This is a genomic window from Paenibacillus sp. Lou8.1 (assembly GCF_024213565.1).
Classification (GTDB): Bacteria; Bacillota; Bacilli; order Paenibacillales; family Paenibacillaceae; genus Paenibacillus; species Paenibacillus polymyxa_B.
In genome coordinates this window covers 256421-276500 of the sequence record NZ_JANAVN010000009.1, presented here as the reverse complement: position 1 = coordinate 276500, position 20080 = coordinate 256421, and the positions used below count along the sequence as shown (strand labels likewise).

General features: G+C 43.8%; 21 protein-coding genes and 1 pseudogene. 9 read left to right on the top strand and 13 right to left on the bottom strand.

The annotated features are described in order from the left end of the window. Positions 1–967 precede the first annotated feature (967 nt). The 8 genes from NLX78_RS15265 to NLX78_RS15230 all read right to left on the bottom strand — a co-directional run bounded on the left by NLX78_RS15265 (position 968) and on the right by NLX78_RS15230 (position 8828). On the bottom strand, positions 968–1630 hold the full coding sequence (locus NLX78_RS15265; protein ID WP_302057391.1) for an NADAR family anti-phage protein: 663 nt from the start codon (positions 1628–1630) through the stop codon (positions 968–970). Positions 1631–1646: 16 nt separating this feature from the next. After that, a complete protein-coding gene (locus NLX78_RS15260) occupies positions 1647–2672 on the bottom strand; it encodes a phosphoribosyltransferase-like anti-phage protein (RefSeq protein ID WP_254329008.1) in 1026 nt (341 codons plus the stop codon). 543 nt (positions 2673–3215) lie between these two features. Further along, complete coding sequence (locus tag NLX78_RS15255; RefSeq protein WP_254350855.1) at positions 3216–4388, bottom strand: hypothetical protein; 1173 nt, start codon at positions 4386–4388, stop codon at positions 3216–3218. A gap of 83 nt (positions 4389–4471) precedes the next feature. Then, entirely contained in the window at positions 4472–5791 is a 1320-nt protein-coding gene (locus NLX78_RS15250) for an ABC transporter permease (RefSeq protein ID WP_254350854.1), read from the bottom strand. Further along, positions 5784–6686, bottom strand: coding sequence for an ABC transporter ATP-binding protein (locus NLX78_RS15245; RefSeq protein WP_069291013.1), 903 nt, complete (start codon positions 6684–6686; stop codon positions 5784–5786). The genes NLX78_RS15250 and NLX78_RS15245 overlap by 8 nt, the downstream gene beginning before the upstream one ends. Before the next feature lie 2 nt (positions 6687–6688). Then, positions 6689–7624: an ATP-binding cassette domain-containing protein gene (locus NLX78_RS15240; protein ID WP_254327005.1), complete on the bottom strand. Its 936-nt coding sequence runs from the start codon at positions 7622–7624 to the stop codon at positions 6689–6691. A 41-nt stretch (positions 7625–7665) separates the two neighbouring features. Beyond that, positions 7666–8067 (bottom strand): GntR family transcriptional regulator, encoded by a 402-nt coding sequence (locus NLX78_RS15235; protein ID WP_013308618.1) that lies wholly within the window; start codon positions 8065–8067, stop codon positions 7666–7668. A gap of 41 nt (positions 8068–8108) precedes the next feature. Beyond that, a complete protein-coding gene (locus tag NLX78_RS15230) occupies positions 8109–8828 on the bottom strand; it encodes a hypothetical protein (RefSeq protein ID WP_483311681.1) in 720 nt (239 codons plus the stop codon). A gap of 235 nt (positions 8829–9063) precedes the next feature. On the opposite strand from NLX78_RS15230, the gene NLX78_RS15225 reads away from it, so the two are divergent. Both NLX78_RS15225 and NLX78_RS15220 read left to right on the top strand, forming a co-directional pair. Next, positions 9064–9291, top strand: coding sequence for a DUF1858 domain-containing protein (locus tag NLX78_RS15225; RefSeq protein ID WP_061831090.1), 228 nt, complete (start codon positions 9064–9066; stop codon positions 9289–9291). A gap of 14 nt (positions 9292–9305) precedes the next feature. Continuing rightward, positions 9306–10565, top strand: a complete 1260-nt coding sequence (locus NLX78_RS15220; protein WP_254350852.1) for a DUF438 domain-containing protein — start codon at positions 9306–9308, stop codon at positions 10563–10565. Here the strand turns inward: NLX78_RS15220 and NLX78_RS15215 are convergent. Beyond that, positions 10554–11066, bottom strand: a complete 513-nt coding sequence (locus tag NLX78_RS15215; protein WP_254350851.1) for a GNAT family N-acetyltransferase — start codon at positions 11064–11066, stop codon at positions 10554–10556. The two genes, NLX78_RS15220 and NLX78_RS15215, sit on opposite strands and share 12 nt — an antisense overlap. Positions 11067–11211: 145 nt before the next feature. Here NLX78_RS15215 and NLX78_RS15210 point away from each other — a divergent pair, with 145 nt between their 5' ends. After that, positions 11212–12498, top strand: coding sequence for a hypothetical protein (locus tag NLX78_RS15210; protein ID WP_254350850.1), 1287 nt, complete (start codon positions 11212–11214; stop codon positions 12496–12498). A gap of 66 nt (positions 12499–12564) precedes the next feature. Here NLX78_RS15210 and map read toward each other — a convergent pair whose 3' ends face one another. Next, the gene (map, locus tag NLX78_RS15205) at positions 12565–13347 is read right to left on the bottom strand and encodes a type I methionyl aminopeptidase (RefSeq protein WP_235307130.1); all 783 of its coding nucleotides are present in this window, start codon (positions 13345–13347) and stop codon (positions 12565–12567) included. 104 nt (positions 13348–13451) lie between these two features. After that, positions 13452–13640, bottom strand: coding sequence for a hypothetical protein (locus tag NLX78_RS15200; RefSeq protein ID WP_007428354.1), 189 nt, complete (start codon positions 13638–13640; stop codon positions 13452–13454). A 365-nt stretch (positions 13641–14005) separates the two neighbouring features. On the opposite strand from NLX78_RS15200, the gene NLX78_RS15195 reads away from it, so the two are divergent. The 6 genes and pseudogenes from NLX78_RS15195 to NLX78_RS15175 all read left to right on the top strand — a co-directional run bounded on the left by NLX78_RS15195 (position 14006) and on the right by NLX78_RS15175 (position 18453). After that, positions 14006–15043, top strand: a complete 1038-nt coding sequence (locus NLX78_RS15195; protein WP_254350849.1) for a serine hydrolase domain-containing protein — start codon at positions 14006–14008, stop codon at positions 15041–15043. Positions 15044–15087: 44 nt separating this feature from the next. Then, the gene (locus tag NLX78_RS15190) at positions 15088–16239 is read left to right on the top strand and encodes an MGDG synthase family glycosyltransferase (RefSeq protein WP_254350848.1); all 1152 of its coding nucleotides are present in this window, start codon (positions 15088–15090) and stop codon (positions 16237–16239) included. Positions 16240–16269: 30 nt separating this feature from the next. Continuing rightward, entirely contained in the window at positions 16270–16551 is a 282-nt protein-coding gene (locus NLX78_RS15185) for a hypothetical protein (protein ID WP_061831084.1), read from the top strand. A 554-nt stretch (positions 16552–17105) separates the two neighbouring features. Beyond that, entirely contained in the window at positions 17106–17789 is a 684-nt protein-coding gene (locus NLX78_RS15180; RefSeq protein WP_061831083.1) for an MOSC domain-containing protein, read from the top strand. Positions 17790–17899: 110 nt separating this feature from the next. After that, positions 17900–17999 (top strand): annotated as a pseudogene (locus NLX78_RS26910) (YggS family pyridoxal phosphate-dependent enzyme); the annotation flags it as partial. 115 nt (positions 18000–18114) lie between these two features. Next, entirely contained in the window at positions 18115–18453 is a 339-nt protein-coding gene (locus tag NLX78_RS15175; RefSeq protein WP_254350847.1) for a DUF4870 domain-containing protein, read from the top strand. A gap of 74 nt (positions 18454–18527) precedes the next feature. On the opposite strand, the gene NLX78_RS15170 is transcribed toward NLX78_RS15175, so the two are convergent. Beyond that, positions 18528–19469: a sigma-70 family RNA polymerase sigma factor gene (locus NLX78_RS15170; RefSeq protein ID WP_254350846.1), complete on the bottom strand. Its 942-nt coding sequence runs from the start codon at positions 19467–19469 to the stop codon at positions 18528–18530. An 18-nt stretch (positions 19470–19487) separates the two neighbouring features. After that, the gene (locus NLX78_RS15165) at positions 19488–19931 is read right to left on the bottom strand and encodes a carboxymuconolactone decarboxylase family protein (RefSeq protein ID WP_254350845.1); all 444 of its coding nucleotides are present in this window, start codon (positions 19929–19931) and stop codon (positions 19488–19490) included. Between the last annotated feature and the right edge of the window lie 149 nt (positions 19932–20080).

Sequence of the window (20080 nt, the reverse complement as noted above, 5' to 3'; positions counted from 1 at the left end):
TGACGTAACCCCATCGTACCGAGGCGCTCGTTTTTGTGCAAAGACCAGATTATTCGTTTTACAGGAATTCTAACGGGGAACGTTAATTCAACAAAGCAACGGCAGTATAAGACTTTATTTTCTCGTTCAGGGCTGCCGCCAGTGTATATATAGGGGTCAATCTAAAACTTATTTTCTAATACCTGAACTAATTCAAACTCTGAAACCGCGTCAAATTAACGAACCCAGTCTAATACTTTAAAACTTATTTATGATAGGCAGACGATTTTAGCATTTGAAAACCACGTAGAATCAACAACATCAGTCTATAGCTTTATATTTTCCTTGTTCACTAAGCACAGATTTTTATAGATAATACATTTATATATGAGTTTACTCAATTTATTGTAATATTTAGTGTTTTATTTTAACAGTGTAAGTATATAAAAGAGATGAAAGTCTTTAAACCATTTGTTTAGATGTATCATTGAAGCGTTTAAACGTTTAAATTGGTTAAAAAACGTAGTATAAGAAACATAAAAGTCTAGATGTAAAGGAGTGAAAACTCCCCAAAAGTACTGGAAATTAATATCTGATGAAAAGGGTTCTACTAATTGTCCAAAGTGTTTACATGAAGATATCATTCAATTACTTTAACGGCATATCATTCAAAAGAGCCTGTAGCATTCTTGAAGGAGGATGATCTGTCTCAGGGGAAAACAGCGCTTAGGGCATAATCATGATGAAACTATGATGCGCTGCTCCAGAATGCCCAGAAGCAGAAGTAGAAGTTTTTAGATATACTTAAGGCAAACAAAAATTATTTTAAAACTTTAGTTCGAAAACATGGGCATACCCTAGATATCAACATAGACTTAGAGGATTATTGATACTATTCGGTTTCAAAAAAGGCAATCACTATACGATAGTGAAGGGCTATAAAGAGAAACTCACCTTATTTAGTTCAATAGTTGTATAAGTCAGTTTTTTATTCTTCAAACAACAATGTTTGTGTAACTTCATTTACGTTCGGCTTTTTACTATGGTCTTTCTCAGATTTTTTAAGGCTTAGTCTACACTGTATCGTTGATATAGGTTTCCCATATAATAAGAAATCATCAATTTTAGGCGTGTTTATATGCACTACTTCATTATCTATTTGTTTTGCTTCTTCTCTCAATTCCATTAGTAATCTACCTAGAGCATTTGTACCGAACAAATTAGAATCATCATCAGGAATTGCTCCCCAAAAGGAATCTTTGTGCGATTCTTCAACAATAGGTAATTCTCTTGTTTGTTTTAGTTCTTCAGAAAATGTCAACCAGTTTTGATAGAGTTTTACACGAAGACACCATCGCATTATTTTAATTCTTGATTCATTCCAATCAGACCTTGATTGGTTACGATATGGTTTACTTATCATTTTTGCAGTCATTGGGCTATTTTGGCTAATTATTTCTTTTTGTACATTAGGCAGATGCGGAAATCGACAAGCTTGATACAATGCTTCAGAAGTCAGAATTTTAACTCCATTGATGGAGATTGGAAAACCAGGAGCCATATTGGACATTGCTCCATATGGCTCCTTGGTTTTTTTGAAAACTATTGAATTCTGCCTAGAGTATAGTTTTTTTTCTGGATTAGACACCATCAATCCTCCATTTCTTCTAATTAACTCTTCTCGGAAAGAGAGGGTACCATTGATTGAGATGTTTCTGATTAATGTCACCCCACCATAGCACTAAAGGGCTATTATTTGCAATATTTCGATAGGTTACGAATAATGAACCAAAACCCAAATCTGAAAAATATGAATACCCCATGGGTTTAAAACTAGGGTTATTAGTAAACGTATAAAGGTATGCTCCATGCGTTAGAAATGCTTGTTCAACAACAACTCGAGCCTCCTTCGAAGTAAAAAGTGTCTCACTAGTAGGGTAAGTTTCAGAGCGAAATAATGGGAATCTACTATTCCCTTTTTGCTCCCGCTGTTCTTCCATCGCTTTTCTGAAGTTTGTTACATGAACATCATCACCCTTATGCTCAGTCGGCCATAAACAAAGATATTCTTTCGAATTAAATGCATTATTAGAAAACTCATGAATTCTCCAAAATTTAAATTCTACGTTTTTTCCTTTAAATAGACTTTTTAGGTTCCTAGTTAAATAGCTATAATTACTGTTGTACATTGCTAAAAACACTAAATGTAGAGTTACATTTTGTATTTCATTTTCATTAGCCCATTTCTTAATATCCCAAAATGCCGTGTTTCCAGAAAACATACAATCATCAAAGTAAATATATGTATTGGGCTGTTTGCCACAATCTGATAATTTAATATCAAACTTCTCTTCCATTGTATCGCCAAGTAATTCTAACAATTCTCTTTGACTTTCTCCTTTTCTCTGAATTTCTAAAAAGCTTACAGCGGGATAGTTCGTTTTAAAGTCTCCTACGATTTCTTTTTTGTTTATAAGGAGTTCCATGAATTCAGCAGTACGTTCCTTTGAAACATAATGTTTCTTTAAAATATGATCTATTTCTTTCAAAATGGTCAAACGACTCGATTCATTGAACTGTTCGATCCATTTTTCTACGTGATCTTTACTCATAACTTTTCCATTTTTATAGTCCTTTGTTGTATCTACAATGCTATTCATTAGTTCTTCAATCTCATCAACCGTGTCCAACATACTATATCCCTCCATATATTTTAGGTATTTTGTATTATTTATTCGACACGAATATAGAAATTCCTTCCTAATTATCTTAAATTTATTTATCTGATCTGATAGCAATTGCTGAAGGCCAAATTCCCAGTAAGACGGATAACCAACTTAGCCATATTACGAAACAAAAAAGATTCAACCCTAGGTTCTTGAATCATTCCAAGTATTGGGTCTTAGAGAGAACACTGGTCCATTAAAATTTATGAAAGGGATTATAATAAATCAACAAGTTAAATATCCTTACTATATTGTAACTAATCATTTACTTGAGCGATAATGCACCAAACTATTTTGATGGATTAGAAGCTGAAATTCTACACCTGATGTCATTACGAAATTTCAAAACTCTAATTAATACTCTCCACTCGCTTTAACAATTTGTGTTATTAGATTTATTCATAAAATACAACGACCGTTCTTCTATATTGAGAAACGGTCGTTGTTTCATTACTATTAGAACCGGGACTAGCTGACAATAACATCTAGCCACATATTTTAAACAATTAATTATGTTTCGGTCAAAACGTCTTCAAACCTCCATAAAATGTCGCAATCAACACCATGAGATTGTGGCTCTCCAATATCAGGTGAAATTTTTAGTGAGCAATTCAGACACTCAGCACCAATAGATTTAACCCATATACTCACAGGCGCTCCCTCTTCGTCTGTATCAAAGTCGGTTTCTGTACTGACAAGAAGGGTTTCCATATTGCAAACGAAGCAAGTAGTAACATCCATATCATCTATAGCCTTTACGATAGCATTTGCTCTTTCTTCGATTTGATCCAGGTCAAATTTCCAGATAGGAATAGTGTAACATGCAAGCCCATATGCTTTGAAAAAAGCAATACGCTCGTAATCGATTTGTTCTTGACCGGATTTAATTATTTCATTTATCGGGTCTAATGTAGATTTTTTATATTTCCAATAGGATTCAAGTTTATTATAATCACTGAATTCTAAGCACTTATTTACTAAGGGAAATACATTTTGAGAAATAAACTGATCCAACTCATTTAAACGTAGTACATACACGCCTTTATGCCAGACACGATTTCTTAACTGGTTTAGATCTACTAAGGTCTGCTTATTATCACTAATAATTTTTGATATGACAGGTATACTACTGGTGTCACCTTCAAGTTTCATTAAGCTGATTACTCGATTTAGCGAAGTCATAAATTCAGCAGTATTATCACTTGTTAAGTCATAAGGTCTTTTGTTCAAGAGAACATCAAGGATAGTAGATGAGTTGTCCCCATTTAGGTTTACCTTATAGGCTAACTTAGGATGAACACTTCCTAATATATCCTTCAATAATAGCTCAAAAAAATGATGGAAATGGAATACACATTGCAGATACACTTCCTGATAATCTGTATTTTCACAGAACAAAGCAATACGTTCCATTGAGTCTTCATAAAAGGGATGGTCTTTTTCAATGTACATATCCTTAACTACGCGCTTATCCGAGGCTACTTGATATGTTTTAAAATATGACTTAACTCCTATTCTCAACGAAGCAAGCGCCGATTTAGTAACATTCTCTTTGTTCTTGATTTTCCCAATCGTAAGCCCATGTTCTCTAGTCAGTTTAAAGATCGTGTTCTCCTCCTCAGATGCATACAAGCTAATTCCAATAGAGAAATGCATATTTATGAATAAATATACATTTCTCATTAATTATGAAAAAGTTTTCTCATTAATTATGAAAATATTCTCACTAATTATGACACCACACACTCACACCGCAATTAAAAAATTTAAATCTTGTAAGCCTTCATAGCTTTTCTTAACTCTTTGAATGAAGGACGTTTGCCATACATTAAGACGCCCGTACGGTAGATCTTGGCGGCCAGCCAACCGAACAACAAAATGGAGACGACCAGTATACCAAGTGACAGCCAAATTTCCAGCAGGCTCGCCCGCTCCAGACCAATCCGCAACAGCATGACAGTCGGCGAGAAAAATGGGATATACCCGGCCACCTTTACGAAAATCGTATCCGGTGCGGCGATATTGAAGATACCGATATAAAAGGCTGCCAGTGACAACACGGTAATCGGCATGATCGCCTGTCCCAACTCCTCGGTACGGCTAACGATAGAACCCACCGCAGCGAACAATACTGCGTACAGAAAGTAGCCGAGGATGTAGAATACCAGACCATAGCCCAACACTGCGATATTCAGTTGCGACAGATCCAGCCCAGCTGAGCTAAGAATGACATTATTATGCGGCAGCATAAGGTTGGCACATACAACGGCTGCAAAGACAGCAATTTGCAGCAGGCCGACCAGGAAAATGCCGATAATTTTTCCGAACATCTGGGTCAACGGTGAGACGCTTGTGATGAGAATCTCCATGATACGTGAGCTTTTTTCCGATGTCACCTCTGCAGCAATCATATTCCCCGTCATCATGGAGGAGGTGAAGAATAAAATCATCAGTACATAGACCAAACCATAGTTAATCATAGAGGTCTCTTTTTTCTCTGTCCCCACGGCTCCCCCTGCCTCAGACGGACCGTCTACTTCCCTGCTATCCACCAATACAGGTGTGCTAATTTCACGAATTTGATCGCTGGTCAATGCATTGCCGCCCATAATGGCTTTGACCTTAGCTTCCTGAAGTCCCGTCTGCAACAATGTAATTACAGCAGGAGATGGCTCTTTTTCTACAGAGACATACTCCACTTTAGGAAACGCGCCTCCCTTGGCGGCAGGCTCCGTGAACTGCACGTAACCTTGCAGCTCCCCGTTTTTCAAGGCTTGCTGCATGGCCGGCGTTTGTACGCTGTCATAACGCACCCAGATGGCTGCCGGGTTGGATTGCTCCTTGGTGAATTGCTCCAGCTGATTTGCCACTTCTATCCGGCTCCCAGCAATCAGTCCCAAGCGATGATGCTCGGCTGCCGTTGTGCCCGAACCTCCTGCCCCATCTCCTTTAAACAAAGAAATCAAATACGGCAGATTCATACCAATCGTAATGAGCAAGGCCAGTACCAGCGTTGTAATGATAAAAGATTTGGTTCTCGCCTTCTGACGGAACGTAAAACCGATCACCGTACCCAGTCTATTCATGGGAATCCCCCACCTCTCTTATGAAAATCTCGTTCAGCGTAGGTTCCTTGATCTCAAAATGCTCTACATCCGTTTGCTCCAACGCCGTTTGTAAAATCAACTTCGCCGCATCCGGCTGCTCAATATGCAGCATCCAGCCGCGATCCATAGGCTCTGCACGGCGCACGCCGGGCAGCTGCTCCAGTCCATTCACTTCACCTGTAGTAATGAGACGAACTTTTTCACGTGGGTAACGGCCCTTAATCTCCTGCACACTTCCCTGCACAACTGTATTTGAGCGATGCAAGATCGTAATATGGCGGCACAGTTCCTCCACATGCTCCATGCGGTGGGTCGAGAATAAAATCGCAGCCCCATCGTCCCGCAGCTCTTTCACCGTATCCTTAAGCAATTCAACGTTCACCGGATCAAGCCCACTGAAGGCCTCATCCAAAATAAGCAGCGTGGGGCGATGCACAACAGCGGCAATAAAGCCCATTTTCTGCTGATTCCCCTTGGATAGCTCCTCAATCCGCTTGTCGTAGTATTCCGGCACTCCAAAGCGTTCCAGCCAGTAGCGTAGACTTTTGTCCGCCTCCTTGGCCGACATGCCGCGCAGCCTGCCCAAATAGTTAATTTGCTCGCTCACCTTCACCTTGGGGTATAGTCCACGCTCCTCAGGCAAATAGCCCATCGTCCGCTGAAGCTCCTTGCTGTAGGGCTTTCCCTCATATTGAATGCTTCCTCCATCAGGGTAAATCAGGCCGAGCACCATGCGCATCGTTGTCGTTTTGCCTGCTCCATTGCCTCCCAGTAATCCGTAAATCTCCCCGCCATTCACATTCAGCGAAATTCCGTTCACCGCCGTGTGGTTCCCATATTGCTTCACGACCTCTTTCAATTGCAGCATGCTCATGATTACTCCGCTCCTTTTTTCTGCGTGTATATCTCCGCATCTTCTGATAGTTGTCCAGCAGACCAATGTATTAAAATATCATCCAGCTCCAAACGCCGCACACGGATAGGGCGAATGCCCGCTTGTTCCAATATGGCGCTGGTCTCTCCGGCTGCCAACGTTACAATTCGCTGCAATCCGCCTTCGCTCTCCGTCTCTACCACTCCCGGAAGCTCCGATGCCTCCTCTGGCGTGCCTTCAAACCACATTTCTTTGCTATTTTCGAGCAAATGGTCTTTTTCCAACTTGCCGAGCAGCTTGCCATCATGCATCAGGACAATATAATCTGCCAAACGCTTGATCTCGTCTATAATATGAGTAGCAATAATAACCGTTGTTTTGCCGTTCTCCATACAATCCCGCAGTTCCTCCAGCATGATTTTCCAGGCAAAAGGGTCTAAACCTGACGAAGGCTCATCCAGCAGCAACAAACGGGGATGAGGCGCCAAGGCTGCAGCCAGTTCAAACTTGCGGCGCTCTCCCTTAGACATCCGCGATAATTTCGTATGCTGAGGAACCTGAAATCGTTCCATCAGACGCTGAAAACGTGTTTCATCCCAGCCGGGATACCACAAGGCTCGAAAAGCCGCTGCTGCTTCTGCCGTGAGTTGATCTTCCTCACGGCTTGGCTGCTCTGACATATACCCAACCCATTGTCGTGTATCTGCCGGCATGCCGTCTGGATACGCTTGACCGAACCAACGGATTTCACCGGAATCCGGGTGGATAAGCTGAGTCAGCAGATGAATCAATGTACTTTTGCCCGATCCGTTATGTCCAGCCAAAGCGACTACATATCCCGGTTCAATGGTTAGATTAATCGGTCCAATTTCCCGGTTACCTCGGGTTTTATAGACTTGGCTCATCTCAATAATGGGTGTTTTTATCTGTATCCCCATAGGAACTTCCACATGATGATTTACTTCGTTCTTCACGGGCGTCACTCCTTCACTTGGACTTCATACCTTCTCTTCACCATTTCTGCGAAAAGCACTAACAATTCCTGTTCTGTCATCTGCACAGCAATGCCTGTGTCAATCGCGGTTTCCAACGCCTCGGTCACTGCTTTAAGGCGGTAACCTGAGCGCTTATCATCCTCAACCAGAGCTACGAAGGTGCCCGTCCCCTGCCGGGTACGAAGCAAGCCCTCGTTCTCCAAATCCTGATAGACCCGCCGGACGGTGATGACGCTGCAGCGGAGCGTCCCTGCAAACTCCCGAATGGAGGGAAGCAGCGTTCCCGCTGCAATCTGTCCGGTTACGATGAGTGAACGAAGTTGCTTTTCAATTTGTGCATACAGCGGTTCCGCGCTATTCTCATCAATTTGCACTGGTATATTCACCTGCTTCTCCCCCCTTTTTATCTATCTTTGTACACATACCCCTAAGTTAAGTCCCGTTTCATAAGTCTACGCTGTGTCACCTTATAGGACACCCACATACCCAGAACTCCTGCCAGCAGCGCTCCCCACATCACCGGAGACAACAGCTGCCATTCCTTGCTATAAAATGCCGTTAACGATACCAGATTGGCTCCACATACTCGAACTATAATCGTAACTATCCCACAAATGAGCATGACGACAATGGATAGCCAAAAGTAGGATTTCCCTTTTTTAAGAAATTCCAAATGAATATAAATGGCTTGAATCAGCATTCCGTAGCCTATCCAGGAAAGTGCAAACGATACAAAGAAACCTGTACTGGCATATACCCGAAACGTAGCTGACAACGTAAACAATAGAGTGAAAAATATTACGCTGTTCACAACAAACGCCAAAAGCGCCTGTTGAATTCGACTCATAATCACCGCATTCATCGGTATAGGCAAGGTGCGGAAAAAGGCTAGCATATGCGTATAGGAATCTTCCTGAAGATATTTAAAAGCACGGCGGTTATAAATGAATCCGAGAAACGGAATCAACACCAGCATGATAAAATCGGCTACTGGACTCAAGTTTCCAAGTTCACCCCATTGCACACTTACAGCAAAACTCATAGTTAATCCCAAATACGCAATAAACAGCAATGTCCACAGCATGACATATGGATTGTTGCGAAAATCGTGCCGGTTAATCTTCCATGCCTGCTTGATGATTGTCATTTTCATATCCTGATCCCTTCTTCACTGCCTGTAATGACGACCTCGTTCTCTCTTCATACGAAGTTATTATTACAGTAATCAGTGTTATTACTGTATATATCTTTATACACAGTATATAAACCATGAATTACAACTGTCAACACCTGAATGTAAATTGTGCGTACAATCACAAAAGCTCGTCAGAACCTATGCTACTCTGTAAATGATAAACGTTCTCAATCAAGGGGATGACCAAATGGATAAGATACTGCACTGGGATGAGCCCATATTTAACCTTGTTAACCGTTACCCCGAAGTGAAGGACATTATGGTAGAGCTGGGTTTTCACGATATCGCCAAGCCTGGCATGTTACAGACCGCAGGTCGTTTTATGACACTGTCCAAAGGTATTGCAATGAAAAAAGTAGCTATGGAAACCGTGGAACGCACGTTTTTGCAACATGGTTTTACCATTCAAAAATAAAGGAGCTAACGATCATGAGCGAGCTAATTAACAACCGTGAACATACAGCACAGGAATTAACGGAACGCCAACAAACGCTAAAGGAAATTATAAAAGAATTACATGCCGGGAAAAGCGTGGAGGAAGTCAAAGCTCGTTTCGCAGAGGCTGTTGGCGGAGTAAGCGTAGCGGAAATTTCAGCTATGGAGCATGCATTGATGACCGAGGAGGGAATTCCCGTATCGGAAGTGCAGCGTCTTTGTTCCGTGCATACATCGATATTCAAGGGTTCCATTGAGGATATTCACCGTCCTTCAGGACCAGAGGAACAACCGGGACATCCCGTTCATACCTTCAAGCTGGAAAATCGGGAGATCGAACGATTGGTCAACTTCAAGTTGTCATTGCACGCGGACCAATTTCAAAAAGATGACAGCCCCAAAATTATCTACAAGTTACTGGAAGATTTAAGTCTGCTGCTCGATCTCGACAAGCACTATAGCCGCAAAGAAAATCTGGTCTTTCCTTATCTAGAACGCTATGGAATTTTTGGCCCAACCAAAGTTATGTGGGGTGTGGACGACAGCATTCGTGCCGCGATTAAGGAGGCAAAGAGTCTGCTCACCGAATATAACGGAGATCGTGAACAGATTGGGAAGGCACTTGCCCATATCATGAGCGAAGTGAATGAAATGATATTCAAGGAAGAAAATATTTTGCTACCGATGGCACTCAGTAAGCTGACAGAGGATGAGTGGCTGAAAATAGCCCGGGAAAGCGAAGAAATCGGGTTCTGCCTGACCGCTCCCGAACGTGAATGGATACCTGAACGGGAAGAGGAACCGGCAGAAGCCCTTGAGCAAACGGAAGGCACATCTGGAACACCGCAGGGCTTCGTGCGATTCGAGACGGGGATTATATCTGTACAACAATTGGAACTACTGTTGAATCATCTACCCGTTGACCTGACTTTTATTGATGAAAATGATGTTGTTCGCTATTTTTCCCATGGTAAGGAACGAATCTTCGCGCGCACGAAAGCCGTCATTGGTCGTACCGTACAGAATTGCCACCCACCCCAAAGCGTGCATGTCGTTGAGAAGCTGCTGGAAGATTTTAAGGCAGGTCGCAAGGATGTTGAAGATTTTTGGATTCCAATCAAGGACAAATTTGTCTACATTCGTTATTTTTCCATCCGTGATGCAGAGGGCCGCTATCTGGGAACGTTGGAATTTACGCAAAATATCGCACCGATTCGTGCTTTGGAAGGACAAAAGCGTATTCTATCCGAATAGTATCCAACCGTAAGCCACCATGTTCAGATTTTTGCCACCCATATTTATAATATGTTGTTCTACTATAAGTTTGGCCCCCAGCCTTTCATAAAAAGTACATGCTGGATTATCTGCTAGCACCCATACGATTACAGAGTGAATATCCATACTATTAAATTGTTGAAGCAGACGTAAAAATAGTCTCTTCCCCAAGCCTAAACTATGGTATTCACTCAAAACGTAAATAGCCGTTATTTCTCCCCCATACGGGGGATATTCACCTGATTTTTCCGGCCCCCCACTCACAAATCCGATGATTTCCCCCTTCTCATTTTCAGCAACATATACCCGATGACCGTCTTCACTGGATAGATTCGCATTCCACAGTTCTGTTCTTTGCTCATAGGAAAGCTGTTCCAGAACCTGGGCAGGCATTATATCTTTGTAGGTCGTCTTCCAGCAATCTACGTGCACCTTGGCGATGCCCTCGGCATCTGATATCGTTGCTTCCCTGATGTTCATGTAAGTTCCACTCCTAGTTTCCAATATTATGCACTCTATTATATCGACGATCCAAATCTTGATCTATAATAAGGATATTCATTGTTTAGTGAAGTTGGATAGGATAACCCGTTCACTACACTATTCGTTTACTGGGGGATTCGACTTGAATAAAATTGTTTCATTTTATGTGCCGCTTGGCATTTCGTCATTAATTGCTGCACTAACGCATGTCATCGTCAATGCCGTGCTTGCTCGTTCGGAACATCCTTCGTTTACATTAAGCAGCTATGCGGTCGCCGTCAGCTTGTGCCTACTGTTGGAAACTCCGTTAACCGCTGTACGGCAAATGACCACGAAATTCGGTTATGATCGCAAGTCCGTTCATTCTATCGGTATTTTATGTACGTTCGTGGCTGTGGCTGTATTGATCATCGGCTGGTGCATCGGGTTGACGCCCGTAGGCAATCTGGTCTTTCAATATGTATTTGGTGTGTCCCCAGTATTGGTCGAACCCACCAAGAGCGTATTTCAGGTTCTTACTTTACTATACATATTGGTAGCTGTCCGTAACATATATCAGGGACTTATTATTAACAAGCACCGAACGGCATGGATGACATTCAGCTCGTCCATACGTATTATCGTCATGCTAATTGCTTCCTGGTTTTTGATCCGTGCTGGCTGGACGAATGACGGACGAGTCGGTGCCGCCATTTTTATTGCAGGTATTCTCATAGAGCTGGTCGTTACTTTTTTAGAAGGCCGGGTTCTCAAAAGAAAGCTGCCTCCTGACAACGCGGAGCAAACCATCCATCACGCGAAGCATCTCCTACCTTTTTACCTTCCTTTGCTATATTCGGCGCTGGTGCTGGTTATCCTGAATCCTTCCATCCAAGCTGCGCTGAACAATACAACTGATCCACTGTTGGCCGTGGCATCCTTTTCTGTAGCACTGCAAATCCTGAATCTATTTGTCTGGTTTTGCAGCTCTTTGCATCAAATTGTGATTCAATTTTATACGACCAAGCGCAGGGAAGTGCTGATATTTTTAAGCTTTTTGTCTATCCTGTCGCCAATGCTACTCCTGTTACTCTCCTTCGGATTTGCTGGTGATCCTGTGTTACGGAATGTATTGGGATTGGAAGGAGAACTGTTGCTAGAAACCAGAGGACTGCTTCGCATACTGGCTGTCTATGTTGCATTTTATCCTTGGGTGGAATATTTTATAGGACGGTCGATATTAATCGGTAATACTAAACCTATCTTTATTGGTAGGCTGTTTTCTGTGAGCTTTGCGATTCTCGCGCTTATTCTGTGTATCTGCTTTTTTCCAGGACTGGACGGCAAAGTGGCGGGAATTGTAATGGCTGTTTCCTCGCCTGTTGAGCTGGGGATTTATCTGTTGCTTTATCGTAAAATCTCTACAACCACGATGAATGTGTCATCCTGAAAAAACTTACCTAGAGAGCCTTATGCTAACGACCCGCACATTGACTCCCTATGGCACAACTCTCTTTTACGAGGTCAAAATATAAGGACCGTTCTTTGTAATCGCAATCGTGTGCTCGTATTGAGCTCCCCAACTGCCGTCTGCTGTGCTAATGGTCCAGCCATCGTCCCCCCAGAGCACCGCCCCCTCGGTTCCGAGGGTAAATACCGGCTCAATGGTTATCACCATCCCTTCGCGCAGCGGTAATCCCGTTTTGGGACGACCATAGTGCAGAACCTCTGGCGGCTCATGCATTTGGCGGCCAATGCCATGCCCGATCAGAGGCTTGACGTTGCCGAACCGCCGCCAGCCTGCCGCTTTTTCCACAGCATGCCCGATATCCCCCAACGTCTTCCCCGGGCGGGCAACCTCGATCCCGCGCATCAGTGCCTTATGGGTCTGCCGCAACAGTCGTGCTACCGGGCGGCTAATGTTACCTACCGCATAGGTCCATCCTCGGTCAGCTAGCCAACCGTCCTTGTTAACCACAATGTCGATGGTCACAATATCCCCATCATGAAGCACTCGCTCCGAGGGAAAACCGTGACATACCACCTCGTTGACCGAGGCGCAGGTGGCATAAGGGAAACCTTTATAGCCCTTTTGTTCAGGCGTAGCTCCGCGCTTGCTTAAAAACTGCTCCACCCAAGCATCGATTTCAAGCGTTGTGATTCCTGGAAGAATACGACTTTCCAGCGCACGATGGCAATCTGCCAAAATACGTCCGGCCTCCCTCATGTAGCCGATTTCCTCCGGTGTTCGTATTGCTATCTCTATTGGAATCCGCCTCCTTTGAGCATACAAATTCACTAAACCTATCCCATTGTATGCAAGGCGGACACAAAAAAACCGTCTCCTCTGTGGATAGACGGTTTATAAAAGTCGTATTTCTAGTTTTTCGGTAATCGAACCCTTTAAGATACTGAAGAATTTATGCGACCGAGTTCGTTTTCCACCACCATGGTCAACTCTTCCTCATACCCTCCTGTAATCCGGTATTTTCGCACATATTCCTTTACAAATTTTTTGGGATCCTTAGGCCGGAAAATTCGAGTCATTTCCCGCAGACTTTCCTTAACTTCATTGTGACCTTTCGTTGCCATGTAACTCCCTCCCAAAACGTTGAAAATAAGTGCTCCGTTGAAGAGAATGCCGAAAAGTATTGATGTCCTTATGCAGTGAAGTAGTATGTCTAATTGCAGCTTAGGTCGGGAACACCTTATACAAGGCATGTACCTGACACTATTATTAACCGATTTTCTTTTGGCTGAATCACTACCCCATTATAACATATTCAGATACAGCTTTCAGCTTTCCAGTAAATTTACATTGATTTTACCTATCTTTTACGCATCATGTCATTTGGGGTACTCAATCAGCTGTTGCATAGGGGGTATACCTTATTTATCGGTTTTTGGAGTGTATGTGTTTGGGGTAAAATAAATAAACATAACAAGGAGGGAAAAGGATGAGCCGCTTTGCTCCGCTGTTCACTGCACCTGTTGCCCGTATGTCTGCCCTGAACATAGGAACTTGTGAAGAGGAGGGCGTCAATGTCTCCCTACTTGATCAGGCAGACCGTGAAATCCAAGCCAAGTTTCCTAAAATGCACAGCTTCCTGCTACTACGCCACGGCAAACTGATCTGGGAACGCTATTATAACGGGCATGAAGTAAGCTCTCTGAACGATTTGCGATCCGCGACCAAAAGCTTCACTTCCACGCTCATCGGCATAGCTATGGCTCGCGGTGATATGCCCGGGCCAGAGACGGCTGTGCATAAGCTGTTGCCTGAGTATTTACCTAGGCGGAAGGAAACACTGCTAGAGCAGATTACGATTCGCCATCTGTTGACCATGACATCCGGCTTGTATTGGCAAACGGGTAAAAAGCTCGGAGAAGCTTTTATCCACCGTTTTCATCGCAGCAAAAGCTGGCCATCCTTTGCTCTACGCTTACCTGTACAGGAGGATCAACTCGGTGTATTCCAATATCGTAGTGTTGATTCGCACCTGTTGTCCGTTCTGCTGACCCATTGTTGTGGGATTGACGCCTATGCGTACGCTCTCCAGCACCTGTTCGAACCCTTAGGTTTCGGGAGAAGTGGTTGGGCACAAGATCCAGAGGGCTACACCATGGGACACATCGGGCTATATCTGACATCGCGTGACATGGCTAAATTCGGCGATTGCTGCCTTCATCAAGGCAGCTGGAACGGAACAGAATTGATTCCGGCCGATTGGCTGCATCAAGCGACACAGCGACAGGTTGAAGGTTATCCAGAATTCGGAGATTACGGATTCCAATGGTGGACAGGACGACTCCACGGCATCAACTATGCGTGTGCGCACGGACATGGAGGACAGCAAATTTATCTTGTGCCAGAAGCGAACGCAGTCGCAGTATTTACAGCAGATAGCAAGGTGAGCCGCTGGAAAAATCCGCGAACACTGCTGGAGCGCTACGTTTTGCCAGCCGTATCCTCCCTCAACTTGGAACGTTCCTGAAATGAGCTTTAATGTGCTTATTGAATATAGGAGGCTAAACAATCATGGAAGTCTCAGCACCAAAAATTCTAATATTGTACGCCAGTTACGGGGAAGGCCATGTGCAGGCCGCTCGGGCGATTATGGACAGTTTGCGAAGACTCGGACGCTGCGAGGTACAACTTCTCGACCTGATGGCTGAATCTCATCCCTGGTTGAACGGTCTGACCAAATTTGTATATATGCAAAGCTTCAAAACCATTCCTCAGCTTTACGGCTGGGTCTATAACATCACGCGCGGTATGCAGGCTAAATCGGCCTTTGGCCATGTATTGCATTCATTCGGAATGCGTCAACTTACGCTCACACTGAAAAAGGAGTTGCCGGATCTCGTGATACATACGTTCCCGCAGCTCGCGCTCCCGGCGTTACGCCGCAAAATGGGAATGAATTTGCCTATTGTCAACGTGGTTACAGATTTCGATCTGCATGGGCGCTGGCTGCATCCCGATATTGACCGCTACTATGTTGCCACTGAGGACATCCAGCAGGAAGCCGCCCAGCGGGGAATACCTATCGAACGCATTATCGCTACGGGGATTCCGATTCACGCTTCTTTTTATAACATGTCTGCTAACGAAGTTCCTGTTCAGGAACAGGTAATTCCATCGCAACAGGCTGAGACTACTACACTACTCATAATGGCAGGCGCCTATGGTGTGCTATCCGGCATACTGGATATCTGTCGGCAATTAAGCCAGCTTCCTCAGTTGCGGCTACTCATCGTCTGCGGACGTAACCAGCAACTGAAAGCAGAATTGGATGCGCTGTATGCAGACCACCCGGACATTTACACCTATGGATTCGTGGACTTTGTTCCAGCACTTATGCGTGCGAGCAATCTGGTGATTACAAAGCCCGGCGGCATTACACTCTCGGAAAGCATTGCATCCGGTTTGCCTATTCTTGTGTTCAAGCCCGTGCCCGGTCAGGAGCTAAATAATGCTCTGTATTTGCAGCAAAAAGGAGCTGCCCGTATTGCGCGCACTACGGAGGAGCTGATTCAGCATTGTCTCGACCTGATTTCCATCCCCTCTCTTGCCGAAGAGATGACGCAGGCGATTGAGTTGCTTCGCAAGCCTCATCCCGCAGACCAGATTGCCGAGGATATTTTGCATCAGCTTGTGGATAAAAGACCTTCCGTACGGACAAATTAACGAAGAATAAGCCAGACGGAGGGGATACCAATGGAACGCGAAGGAAAGGATTTGCTCCCGCTTTCGGGTGAAAAGGTAGAAGTGGATGGTGTTTATATTGATGAGGATGGACATGAACAGCATTTGCACAGAGGTCAGCATTTTCCCTCTGATGTTGTTTTGGGTACTTCCGAGTGGAAAATGACCGAATACGCCTTTGATAATCATCATGAAGGACGTACTGATGAACGACTTATCCCCAAAAAGGATGACAAGAATAAAATGGGGAAAATCACACATCCGCGCCGCCATTTAAAAACTGGCGACCGATAATTACGGAAGTATATCCACAGTTACTCCCAATATGTTGATAGTTTGTGGACAATCTGTGTGCAAAGTGTGAGATATCGTTATATTGTCTACAGTTTGTGCACAAATTGTGCATAAAGCATGCTGTTTTTGTGGATAAATAGTAATGTGCGGTGGATAAAGTGCGTACAAGATGTGCAAAACCTGTGCATAACCGTGTGAATGGCTGAGCGAATCCTTTTCGTTCAGCCTTTTTCGTATTTTTATACACATTCTCTAATTCTTTTTTTACCGAGATCGGGTATGTTCGAACGAGAACATCGCTCCCAGAACGATGAGTTGCCCAAAAAGGACTCTATCCCATTAACGAAGACTAATCGAAAATTCGCAAATAGCGCATAGAGGAGTGTAAAATGGAAACGGGGACGAACAGAGTCAAAAGAGGAATTACCGAAATGTAAAAAGGCGTAGTCATCATAGAAATTCTCGCTTCAGGCGGGCGAACATATGCAGGAACGCGGTATATAGAAGCATCTAGCAAAATCGTTGACCAAAATTTAGAAGTAGGGGTGATCCGAATGGCATCTATTAAAATCCTTTCACTTAATGTCGGCATGCCCAAGCAGATCCAGTTTAATCAGAAGGACGTTTCTACGGGGATATTCAAGTCGGCCACAGATGAATATTTGTATTTATCTTATCTAAACTTCGAAGGGGATGGGCAGGGCGATCTAGTTCATCACGGGGGTAAAGAGAAAGCTGTATGCGTATATCCCTACGAGCACTATCCGTTCTGGGAAAATGAATTGCGGAGACCGCTCGATTACGGCGCGTTCGGGGAAAATTTAACGATAAAGGGTTTGCTAGAATCCGACGTTTGCATTGGAGACGTCTTTAAGCTTGGCAAAGCTATCGTTCAAGTTAGCCAGCCGAGACAGCCTTGCTACAAGTTGTCCATCAAGTACGGCGTACCGGACATGCCCTTGAAGGTACAGCAAACAGGCTACACGGGATTCTACTTCCGCGTTCTGGAAGAGGGAGTTGTCTCTAAAGCCGAGGGATTATCCCTCCTTCATCGCCATCCGAAAGCAATTACGGTTTCATTTGCCAATCGAATTATGCATCAAGAGAAGGCTCATATCGAGGGTATTAAACAAATTCTCGAAGTGGAAGAATTGTCCTTAAACTGGAGAAATACGTTTCTAAAACGTTTGGCGGGAACCGAAACGGATTCTCGGGAAAGACTATCAGGCAATTCGTAAGGTGGAAGTGGTTCAATGAATTTGCAAGCTCGTCTGGCTGCAGTCGAACATCGAATCTGCGAAGCTTGTGGGCGATGCGACAGAAGCGCAGTCCAAATGGGAGGCCTTTCAACCACGGAACGTGGCACTTTATCGGTCATTTGCAAACCAATAAAGTAAAAAAAGGTTATCGCCAAATTCGAATATATCCATTCGCTTGACCGCTTATCCTTTGTGTAGAGCCAATTTTTTTACCGAGATCGGGCATATCCTTCAATCCTGCCCTCATAGCTTGTATAGTACGGAGACTTAGCTTGAATCTCTTATAAAGGAGGATATGCCTGACATGTCAGTCTATAAGTCTTCCACAGGATTGGATGAAAATATAGCAGCTGTCCTGTGCTATTTGTTCGCCTTTATTGGCGCGCTGGCCTTTGTCATGCTGGAAAAGAAAAGCCGATTCGTATTATTTCACGCACTGCAATCCATACTTCTTTTTGTAGCCCTCATGATCGGACATGTGCTGGTCGGATTCATTCCGCTACTCGGTCCTTTCCTCGCTTCCCTGTTAACGCTGGCAGGCCTTGTATTGTGGGTCATCCTGTTAATTCGCGCGGGACAAGGCAAGTGGCTCAAGCTTCCCTGGGTAGGCGATCTGGCTCTTCATCAAGCCCGGCAGTTGTGAAAACAACAAAAAACCTTGATCCTTAGCAGGATTCAAGGTTTTTGCTGTTTTAATGATTACTTTTTATCGCAAATTCACTTCTTCTGTCCTATATGAATGTATCCCAGCTTATCTGGGTTGACCATTAAATAAAAACTCTGAATATGCTCCCCGTCCGGTGTCAGTCTGAGACATAAGGTTTCTCTCACTTTTCCATCTTCCAGAAACGCCAGCTGGACCTCGCCATTGATAACGGTGTGGAACACATCTCTTTCTCGTAAAACGGTTAATACCCGACGAGAAGTCAACAGGGCAAGAACACCTTTGCGTACAACCATCGGTCTCATCACCGTATGCACATTACCTCCGCCATCTGACACGAATACAGGTTGTTCAGCCAGTAGTTCCAGCATAGCAGTCACATCGTAGGCAAGAAAGGCGGTTGTAAAACGTTCTAGTAGTTTTATTCGGGAAGAGTTGTTCACATTGCGACTGGACTGAGCCTCAAGAGCAGATTCTCCCGAAGATAGAATACGACGGGAGCGACTGAACAACTGACGACAGTTGCTCTCAGTCTTCCCTAGCAATTCTGCAATATCTTTGTAATCATATTGAAAAGCTTCTCTCAGTACAAAAACAGCCCGCTCTATCGGCTTTAGCTGCTCCAGCAGAACCAGAAATGCGTAAGATATCATATCTTTACGTTCCAACCAATCCGCAGGAAGATCTGCACTTTCACCCAACGGCTCCGGCAGCCACTGTCCTACATATGTCTCTCTTTGCTTGCGTGCAGAGTTCAACAGATTTAGACACCGATTCATCGTCATTTTGGCTACATAGGCTTTGGGATTGTGTAAATCATCCAGGGGCTTATTCTTCAGCTCGACAAAGCAGTCTTGAACGACATCCTCGGCATCTGTAACCGTTCCAAGCATGCGATAAGCAATGGAAAAAGAATATTTACGATATCTTTGATACAGCTCCTCCAGATTTACATCCACCGATTGTTGTTCAATTCTATGTTCTTTGCCAGACAAAGCATAGCCCCCTGTTCATTAAAGAATACCCGGATACATCCCCGTTGCAATCGCAATCCGGTTCCAACTGTTAATCACGTTAACCGCGGTTATCAAGTCTACGTATTCTTCCTCTGTAAACTGTTCTCTGACCCTATTGTACAAATCCGTAGGTACCCCTTGTTCAGATATACGGGTGACCGCTTCAGCTAATTCAAGCATAACACGTTCTTTTTCCGTGAACAAAGGAACCTCCCGCCATAAGGCTAGCTGCAAAATGTGATCAGCATAATCCCCCAGCTTGAGCAAATCCTTCGCATGCATATCCAGACAATAGGAACATCCATTGATTTGGGATACTCTAATTTTCAGTAGTTCATACAATACTTTGTCTGTAAAACGACCGGAAATATATTTTTCCATCTCCATCATTGCCTTGAACGTACTAGGACTCACTGCACTGTGATTGAATCTTAAACTCACGATACATCGCCTCCATTATTGGTTTACATATAGAAGACAAATGAACATGTGATTTTGTGACAAAATGCAATACATCAATTTGGAATTGCCCTCAATTGGCATAGCATGTATTATAGATAAATGATTTTATGCAAAGAAGGTGAGCACTC

Bases quoted from the DNA above. Each gene is read 5' to 3' on its own strand.
- NLX78_RS15265 (WP_302057391.1), bottom strand. From the start codon at position 1,630: ATGGTGTCTAATCCAGAAAAAAAACTATACTCTAGGCAGAATTCAATA.
- NLX78_RS15260 (WP_254329008.1), bottom strand. From the start codon at position 2,672: ATGTTGGACACGGTTGATGAGATTGAAGAACTAATGAATAGCATTGTA.
- NLX78_RS15255 (WP_254350855.1), bottom strand. From the start codon at position 4,388: ATGAGAAATGTATATTTATTCATAAATATGCATTTCTCTATTGGAATT.
- NLX78_RS15250 (WP_254350854.1), bottom strand. From the start codon at position 5,791: ATGAATAGACTGGGTACGGTGATCGGTTTTACGTTCCGTCAGAAGGCG.
- NLX78_RS15245 (WP_069291013.1), bottom strand. From the start codon at position 6,686: ATGAGCATGCTGCAATTGAAAGAGGTCGTGAAGCAATATGGGAACCAC.
- NLX78_RS15240 (WP_254327005.1), bottom strand. From the start codon at position 7,624: ATGGGGATACAGATAAAAACACCCATTATTGAGATGAGCCAAGTCTAT.
- NLX78_RS15230 (WP_483311681.1), bottom strand. From the start codon at position 8,828: ATGACAATCATCAAGCAGGCATGGAAGATTAACCGGCACGATTTTCGC.
- NLX78_RS15225 (WP_061831090.1), top strand. From the start codon at position 9,064: ATGGATAAGATACTGCACTGGGATGAGCCCATATTTAACCTTGTTAAC.
- NLX78_RS15220 (WP_254350852.1), top strand. From the start codon at position 9,306: ATGAGCGAGCTAATTAACAACCGTGAACATACAGCACAGGAATTAACG.
- NLX78_RS15215 (WP_254350851.1), bottom strand. From the start codon at position 11,066: ATGAACATCAGGGAAGCAACGATATCAGATGCCGAGGGCATCGCCAAG.
- NLX78_RS15200 (WP_007428354.1), bottom strand. From the start codon at position 13,640: ATGGCAACGAAAGGTCACAATGAAGTTAAGGAAAGTCTGCGGGAAATG.
- NLX78_RS15195 (WP_254350849.1), top strand. From the start codon at position 14,006: ATGAGCCGCTTTGCTCCGCTGTTCACTGCACCTGTTGCCCGTATGTCT.
- NLX78_RS15190 (WP_254350848.1), top strand. From the start codon at position 15,088: ATGGAAGTCTCAGCACCAAAAATTCTAATATTGTACGCCAGTTACGGG.
- NLX78_RS15185 (WP_061831084.1), top strand. From the start codon at position 16,270: ATGGAACGCGAAGGAAAGGATTTGCTCCCGCTTTCGGGTGAAAAGGTA.
- NLX78_RS15180 (WP_061831083.1), top strand. From the start codon at position 17,106: ATGGCATCTATTAAAATCCTTTCACTTAATGTCGGCATGCCCAAGCAG.
- NLX78_RS15175 (WP_254350847.1), top strand. From the start codon at position 18,115: ATGTCAGTCTATAAGTCTTCCACAGGATTGGATGAAAATATAGCAGCT.